Here is a 7,296-nt window from a genome sequence, read left to right on the forward strand (position 1 = left end):
GCTAGGGAGTAATTTAATTTTAGAGCATTCTAATAATGTTGCCTATTCTCAACTGGAACAGCCTTGCGTAAAAGGATAGCTTTGTCCCAACACCTGTTACAAAGGTGAGGATAATTGTGACCAGAGAGATGGGGATGGTTATCCAGACATTGTGGTCGGATACCCTCTTGGATATGCCTTCCATATAGGCAACTAATGGCGGATTTTGAATAGGAAGAGAAACCGAAAACTTTTTTATAATAGGTTTCGTCCAATACAATACCCTTTTGCCATTTTTTTTCCGATAATACCTGCATCTAGCGCCTATGATGTATTCTCCGCTCTTTAAATCCTCGATGTTAATTGTTTTATCCCTACTATTTACCCTGTCTAAAGGCATTGGGCTTTTATTGGTAACAAAGGTGGAATATCCAATAATATTCTTTTGGCTGATATTATTAGTCTTTATGCGCGCCATAAAGGCAGAGCTGGTGTGGGGTTTCCCAATATCAAAGGGAAATTCTATTTCAACTGATGGGGGCGGCTTCTTTTTCTTTGGGGAAACAGTAATCCTTGTCTGAGTTTCGATTTCATCAACAAAACCCTGGGCAATTTTTCCATAGAAGTCGTAGTCCAGCTCCTCGGCCTTCCCAGCAATGATCTCATATGTGGCGACTCTGCTTAGAAAATTAGTCTTGTCCACTGATCTAATATTGAAAAAATATCTTCCTTCCTCTAAATCGTTAAAATTCATCTCAAAATCTATTGTGAAGATATCCGGTTTCTTGATGGATCCCTTTGAGATGCTATAAAGGAAGCCCTTCAAACGAGGTGTTTCATCCATAGTCCATCGAAGAATGGGAGATCTGGAATCTACAGCTTTCCCTTCAGGATGTGTAGGTGATTCCACAAGCGGCATGGGTAGGGGGTTTCTGCTAACCTGAATTTTGTAGTGTATCGTCCTGCTGTAATTGCCGGCTCCGTCAATAGCCCTAATGTGATAATAAGTTACGCCATTATCCAGATCGGGTATTTTTATGCTGTTGATATTGCCGTCAATATTTTGAATGTTAGGATTAAAATCCTCTTGATCGTTAACTAATGTGGCATAACCAACAATGCCCGATTCATCCATCGGGTGTTTCCATTCAATTTGAGCGCGTGATAATCTTGACCATGTATCTGTGGGATGAGTTCTGGAATAGACTACCGGTGGGTCCACATGAATATCGGAATACTTGGTCATTATCCTTTTGTCTCCCTCCCATGAAACGACAACTCTTCTACCCATTGCAATTGCGACTGGTTTTCTTGCAGAAATATTGTTCTTTGAGAGCATGGCTATGGGTGAGAGCTTGTTCTCTGAAATTAGAAATTTTCTTGCGAAAATTCTAGGTTTTTTCTTTCCGGTATCATGCCATGCCGTTACTATTTCATTGTTATTTGAATTCACAATTACCGGTGAATAGCAGTCAGCGTTTGTTTTTGAGATGGTAATCGCTGTTTTTTCCCATAAATTGCCCCTATCAAACCCCCTTAAGAGCTTTATTGACCAGTTTTTGTTTTCATTATTCTGGTATGCAACATATAGAATATCATCAGACAGTACCATTGAAGGAGAGGCGTCATTGGCCTTATTCTCGGTAATTCTCTTGCTGGAACTGAAGCTTTTGCCATAGTCCTTTGAACTGATGAAGAATATGTCATCAGATAGTATTCCCAGCTTTTCCTCCTTCCCCTGCCAGGCAATAAATATATATTTCCCTGAGAGAAGAATAGCCGGGAAGAATGCCCCCCTCAATCTTTCAGAGATGCTGATTAGTGGTTGAGGAGGTTTAAAGCTCATCTCATCAGCGCTGGTAATATGAAATAGATTGAAGGCTTTATCCTTGAGACCATTATAAAAGATATGCAATACACCCCTGTCATCATAAAAAGCCAATGGGAGTAACTCCACCTCTGATGGCAAAAAAAGGCGTTTCGGGGGCTGCCATGAGGCTCCCATATTGGTTGACACTGTGTAAAATATCCTGCTGTTTGGATCATTGCTGACTAAACTCTGCCACACCACAGCAATATGTCCATTGCTAGAGATGGCAACATGAGGCCTCTGCTCAATGATAGAGGTTATGTTAGCGATTTTGATCGGTTGAAGAAATTTTTTGCCGCCATTAAATGATATTGAGGCGTATATCCCCGCCATTCCCTTCTCTTTGCCCTCATACACTGCCGCAATCATGTTGCCCTTATAGGCAATCTGTACATTTTTTGCCTTGATCCTCATGGGTGTGAGGGCAAAATTCTTCTCCCAACCAATAGGAGAAGTGGATACTTCATTGTTTTGAAGGATAAGGATCAATGCAAGGGCTGACATACCAAAGCCAATGAAAGGCCACATCAACCTTCTGAAGGGAGGAAATTTGGAATATAAATTGAAAATATGTGTCATAATTTTCATTATACATTAAAATAATATTTTTAATTCAATATAGCAACAAAAAAATGCATCTGTCCTCTATAAAAGAAAAGAATGCTCATAGGTGGGGTGTAAAGACAGTTGCATTCAATGTCACTCCTGCGAATGCAGGAGTCTCTATAGAATGGAATCATGATGAGATTCCTTCATCCGTATAGCCTGCACCCATGCATACAGGTGATTGATAGTGGAGGTGCTGTTGATCACAACATGTGTGGAAAAGCCCTTACAATTACTGATTGAGTGGTTTCTAAAATCATAGAAATTGCGCCTTTGTCCCCCCTTTAACCTAAAACCTGCAATAATCCACTTTGTCCATATTTTGCATATAAAAGAATTTCGAATGGGCGCAGAGCTATTTTTTTAATGACTTCGGAGCGTTTTCAGATCTGCAATGGTACAATCCCACTTTATCTATTTACTCCAATAACAGCTTGACTTGTTCTTCCATATGATAATACTTTTATGTCTATATGAGCTATAACGGGTAGTGTATGAATATATCGAATAATTAAATTATAACATATGTCATTCCGGCCGGAGTGCCGGAATCTTCTGGTTTTTCAGAAGGTTATAGATTCCTGCATTCGCAGAGCCTGCACCTGTGCATACAGGGGGATGACATCAGAAATGATATTTCGATAAATTAAGACACCACCCTTATCGTCTCTCAACAAGTCTAATATGCCATTTCCGGAAAGCAGTGCGAATTTCTCCCCTGCCTGCCAATGAGTAAATATAGTAAGGATTAGATGCTATGGGAAAAACTCAAATATTTCAGATTTTGCATATCTCTGACCTGCATGTAAATACTAAAGAGAATTTCGACAGGTCTGTTGTGCTTGATCCTTTGATTGAGCGTGTGAAAGAAGATAGAGAAAACGGCTTTAAACCGGAGATTGTCGTTGTTACTGGTGATATCGCTTATCATGGAATCAAAGATGAATATGACCATGCAAAAGCATTTTTCTATGATCTACGTGAAAACCTCAAGCTTCCCAAAGAAAGTGTCTTCATTGTGCCGGGCAATCATGATGTGAATAGAGAGAAATACTTAAAGAGTAGCGGTGTCCCCACATACAACGATATGAGAGATTTGAATGAGGAGCTTGAAAAGGAATATAAAAGGAATAAACTTTTCGAAGGTTTAAATGAATATTTTACTTTTATCGAAAAGAATTACCCGCATCTGAAAAGCAAGCATGGAAGGCTTATCCCCTTTGTTTATTCTTACAAAGCCCTCTGTAGAAAGAAGATAGGGCTTGTGGGATTAAACTCCGCATGGATGTGCAGAAAATCGCCTGATGAATCATCTATTAAAGAGAAAATAGCAATTGGGGAATACCAGACAAAGAAGGCTATAGAGGAGCTTAAGGAACAAGGTAATGTAAATCTTCAAATAAATCTTTTTCATCACCCGCTGGAATGGCTATGGCTTGAAGATAGAAGTAAATGCAAAACCTATCTTAATAACTCTATTATACTCACTGGTCATCTTCACGATGCTGGGGGCGGGTATTTTCAAGAATATGGTAGTAGCCTTTGTCAGTTTCAGGTTGGCGGAGCATATCTTGGCAGCGATTCAAAGAAACCTGCAAGGTTTCAGTATATATCATTTGACTGGTCGGAAAATGAAATAAGGCTGGATTTTAGAAAATACCACGAAGGCAAATGGGTATTGGATGGTGAAACTGGAGATGATGGCCATAAGGAATTTTCACTAAACATTGCCTCTGACAGTAAAACCAGAAAGAAGAAAGAGGAACAGATAAAGCAGGCTAATGAACAGGACAGCATATTCGGGAAGTATGTCAAATATGCTTCAAACGAACATAGACATCTGCCCATGCAGGGATTTGAAACCAATCTCAGAGTGCCCATTGAGATTGAGCGCGTGTATGTAAACATGCGCGCGCATATACATGCTTACGATCTCGAAAACAGATCGCGTAAGGAAGTGGCAGCAGGAAAGGAACAACTGCCCTCGCTTGACATCAAGAAAGCTTTTGAGATTGCTGAAACACGAAAAATAAAGGACATGGTAATACTGGGCGACCCTGGTTCTGGCAAGACCACGCTCTTAAAATATATCCTCATAATGCTAATTGACGGCAAGGGTATGGAAAGAATAGGCCTGGATTCGAACATCATCCCGTTTTTCGCCCCTCTTAGGGAATTAAAAGATCCTGATAATGAAGACTTATTGGATTTTATTAAAAGGATATGCTGTTTCTACAATTGCGAAATTTCAGGTGAAGATTTTAAAAAGCTTCTTAATAACAATAGGGGCATCATACTTTTAGATGGTCTTGACGAAGTTGCTGATGAGGATGCGCGCATCAAAACCTGCAGATGGATTGATGATGCCAGAAAAAAGTATGTGCATACGCGATTTGTAATCACTTCAAGACTTGCTGGATATATGGGAAAAAGCAGGCTGGAAGGCCAGCCTGTGCTCGAGCTTTCTATTCAGAATTTTACTCCGGATGAAATAAAGTCATTCCTGATTAGATGGTTCGAGTCTGTTGAAGCTGCCATGCTTCCAGATGCTGAAGATGCGTGGATGAAGAAGGGTCGCGAGCAGGCATTACAGCTTGTTGAAGAAATAGAAAAATCTGAATCAATAAAGAAGCTTGCTGTAAATCCACTGCTCCTTCAGATTATTGCCCTTGTGCGAAGGGACAGGGGAACTGTGCTTCCACAGCGGAGGGTGGAGTTGTACCAGGAATGCGTAAATGTGCTTCTTGAGAAATGGGACATGGCCAAGGGTCTTGATATTCTGCTCTCAGCTAGCCAGGCAAGGCGGATATTACAGCCTGTGGCTTTGTGGCTTCACGAAAAAGAAAAAGAGCGGCATGCGCCGCTTAAAGAAATAATTGATTTGATTAAAGAGCCTCTTGAAATAATAGGCAAATCGGGAATCGATCCCCAAAAGCTTCTTTACAATATCCGTGACAGGGCCGGCATTTTTACTGGCTACAGCGAATCCGAATACGGCTTCAGCCACCTAAGTTTTCAGGAATTCATTGCCGCTGAGCATATACGAAATACCCGCCAGCTTAACATTCTAACAGACAATTACAACAATAGGTGGTGGAGGGAGGTTACACTTCTCTGCCTGGGGCTTGATAATCCATCGATTATTGAAGATTTCATGAAAATTATCATACAAACAGAAGCTTTTAAGTCAGATATTACACTTATTACTGACGCTATTGATGATTCAATAATTAAACCAGCTAAGCCCTTTATTGAAGCTGTAAATAATCATGACCTGTCTGATGATGTTAAAAGGAATGCTATTCGAATATTGAAGCACGTCAGCAGCACAGGCGCTCGGGTTGATATACCTACATATGAAGATGCTGAAATTGAACAAAGGCAAATGTTTATCATAAATGATATTGATAACTCGAAGATGGCGCTCATCCCCGAAGGCGACTTCCTTTACGGAAGTCGTGAAGATGACAAGGTAGCAGGAAGCAGTGAAAAACCACAGCGAGTTATCAATCTGCCATCTTTCTATATGGATGTTTTTCCGGTCACGAATAAGCAGTTTTGCTCATTCCTGAATAGTACAAATCCAGGAGAGAAGAACTTGAATAAATGGATTAATTTAGAAGGGAGCTTTAGGAAAGAAAAATGCAGGATAAGAAAAGAAAGAAATAAATATATTGTTGAGAAGGGGTATGAGGAACATCCTGTTATTTATGTAAGCTGGTATGGAGCAAATGCTTATGCAAAATGGGCAGGGAAGAGGCTGCCTACTGAACAGGAGTGGGAAAAGGCGTCCCGTGGAACAGATGGTAGAATTTATCCTTGGGGGGGGGAATTTAATCGAAAATTATGCAACACAGATGAAAGTGGAAGAGGAGGCACATCACCAGTGGATGAATACCCGGATGGCAAAAGCCCTTATGGGTGTTACGACATGGCAGGTAATGTTTGGGAGTGGACAGCTAGCTTGTATGACGAGTATAGGGATGCATATGTCTTGCGCGGCGGCTCGTGGGGCATTGATCGGGACTACTGTCGCTGTGCAGCTCGCTTCAACAGCGTCCCGCTCGATAGGTACGACGATGTTGGATTTCGTTGCGCCAGGGCTCAATTGTAACACTTTGTACTTTTACTCTTTTACCCTTTACCGCCGAAGGCGGTTCGAAAAATTTTTGAAAATCACAATTTCGCGTAAAATATGGCAAAAGAGATTAAAGAAATCAACGCGCTTACAAAAGTTTACGATCTATTACTATGGATAATCCCTGTTCTTGAGAGTTTTCCCAGAAACCAGCGTTTTCTACTCGGTAACAGAATTGAGGAGTCGCTGCTCGATATTATGGATTTGATTATTCAGGCAGTTTACACCAAGGAGAAAATGTCATATCTGAAGGAAGCTAACTTAATGATTGAAAAATTAAGATATCTCATACGACTTTCTAAAGATTTTAAATACCTGAGCATTAAAAAATATGAGTATATATTTCTCGAAGTATAAATTGAGAAGAATGCAGCCAAAAACTATGAGAAAAGTCAATAATCAGATGCTGAGTGGGTAAGACAGTGGCTTTCTCCACCACCTCCCCGTTGTCGCAATAGGGTCAATTCCCTATATTTACCAGCGTGCATTTTTCTCGCACTGGGCGACCCCTAAGGCAATTTGTCATTATGCCCGTTTAGCATTGCCCCTGAATAGCAAGGGGAAACCCTTTGATATTCATTTTTTGATACAAATGAGTAAAGTGAGACAAGTCCTTTTTTTTGAAAGAATCTGTTAGGGATTCTCAAGTTGTCTTTGACCGAAATACGCTTTTTCTTCATGCACCGAAGTCTCCGACGAATCA

At 40.5% G+C, this 7,296-nt stretch carries 4 protein-coding genes; 2 read left to right on the plus strand and 2 right to left on the minus strand.

The annotated features are described in order from the left end of the window. Positions 1–19: 19 nt before the first annotated feature. A complete protein-coding gene (locus tag SVZ03_02765; protein ID MDY6933128.1) occupies positions 20–2,377 on the minus strand; it encodes a sialidase family protein in 2,358 nt (785 codons plus the stop codon). A gap of 835 nt (positions 2,378–3,212) precedes the next feature. Here SVZ03_02765 and SVZ03_02770 point away from each other — a divergent pair. Next, entirely contained in the window at positions 3,213–6,569 is a 3,357-nt protein-coding gene (locus SVZ03_02770; GenBank protein MDY6933129.1) for an SUMF1/EgtB/PvdO family nonheme iron enzyme, read from the plus strand. An 81-nt stretch (positions 6,570–6,650) separates the two neighbouring features. Continuing rightward, positions 6,651–6,950: a diversity-generating retroelement protein Avd gene (gene avd / locus SVZ03_02775; GenBank protein ID MDY6933130.1), complete on the plus strand. Its 300-nt coding sequence runs from the start codon at positions 6,651–6,653 to the stop codon at positions 6,948–6,950. A gap of 152 nt (positions 6,951–7,102) precedes the next feature. On the opposite strand, the gene SVZ03_02780 is transcribed toward avd, so the two are convergent. Then, the coding region (locus SVZ03_02780) for a hypothetical protein (protein MDY6933131.1) at positions 7,103–7,296 on the minus strand (194 nt) is incomplete at its 5' end.

Source organism: Spirochaetota bacterium (assembly GCA_034190085.1).
Classification (GTDB): Bacteria; Spirochaetota; UBA4802; order UBA4802; family JAFGDQ01; genus JAXHTS01.